Origin of the sequence: Mesorhizobium sp. M7A.F.Ca.AU.002.02.1.1 (genome assembly GCF_003998535.1) — a bacterium.
Classification (GTDB): domain Bacteria; phylum Pseudomonadota; class Alphaproteobacteria; order Rhizobiales; family Rhizobiaceae; genus Mesorhizobium; species Mesorhizobium ciceri.
Genome location: NZ_RZPB01001257.1, coordinates 1 through 1055 on the forward strand (window position 1 = coordinate 1; position 1055 = coordinate 1055).

Consider the following 1055-nt stretch of genomic DNA (forward strand, 5'->3'; position numbering starts at 1 on the left):
TCGACGATGGCGGTCATTTGCGATGTCCTCGATTGATCTGAAGAATGCCGCACGTCTTAGCCAAAGTGCTGCAAAAGGCAATCGGCCCGCTGGCAATTGTTGCCGCGGCAACAGCGTCCGAACGATTCACGAAGCGCAAATCGCTGTCATCATAAGTCATGTACGGTCGGCTGACTTCCGGTTAAGGTGCAGCGCGCGGGGCGAAACAGGAGGAGTTTCGCCATGTCTCAGTTGAGCGGTATCGTGAGTCTGTTTCTGATCGCGGCGGCATTCCTGACGTCATGCGACAATCAGCAGTCGCCGCCGAAGGCGATGGCCCCCTTACACGTCAGCGAATAAGCCGGAATCCAAAGCGGCCCCGTCTCTCTCGACGGGGCCGCTTTGTCGTTGTTGTTAATGCCAGTAAGGCGTGACCTTGTAATAATTGTAGGATTCGTCGCGCGCCGCCTCGCCATCGGCACCGGTCAGTTCGTTGATCGAATAGGCCGGTGCCGCCATGAGTTGTTCCTTGGAAAACGGCACGACATAACCGCCCTTGTCCTCATCATAGTCGAGGCTTGCCCAGGGAATGGCGTGATATTTCTCGCCGATGCCAAGGAAGCCGCCAAAACCGATGACCGCGAACATGATCCCGTTCGTCATCTTGTCGAGCATCACATCCTCTATGCTGCCGATGCTTGTGCCTTCGGTGTTGTAGACCGATGTGCCGATGACCCGCGAAGCGGCAATGGCTTGGGTGTGGCCAGTCTGGGTTGCCATGATTGTGCTCCTCATTGTGGTTTCGAACCATAATTGGACAATGAGGGGCGCGGGCGAAGGTTCCCGACTTTTTCGGCGTCGACCGATCACTCCGCGAGGATGAAGGTAACCTTCATGTTGACGCGATAAGCAACGATCTTGCCGTCCTGGACGACGATCTTCTGGTCCTGGATCCAGGCGCCCTCGACGTTCTTCAGCGTTTTGGATGCGCGCGCAATTCCCTGTTCGATGGCGTCCTGAAAGCTCTTCTTCGACGACGATGTGATTTCGGTGACGCGGGCGACAGACATGGCTTC

At 56.5% G+C, this 1055-nt stretch carries 2 protein-coding genes; both read right to left on the minus strand.

Features of this window, described 5'->3' with window-relative positions; translation table 11 throughout:
- Window positions 1-393 precede the first annotated feature (393 nt).
- A complete protein-coding gene (locus tag EN879_RS36950; RefSeq protein ID WP_024505095.1) occupies window positions 394-759 on the minus strand; it encodes a PRC-barrel domain-containing protein in 366 nt (121 codons plus the stop codon).
- Between the two features lie 86 nt (window positions 760-845).
- The gene (locus EN879_RS36955; protein WP_013531476.1) at window positions 846-1049 is read right to left on the minus strand and encodes a dodecin family protein; all 204 of its coding nucleotides are present in this window, start codon (window positions 1047-1049) and stop codon (window positions 846-848) included.
- Between the last annotated feature and the right edge of the window lie 6 nt (window positions 1050-1055).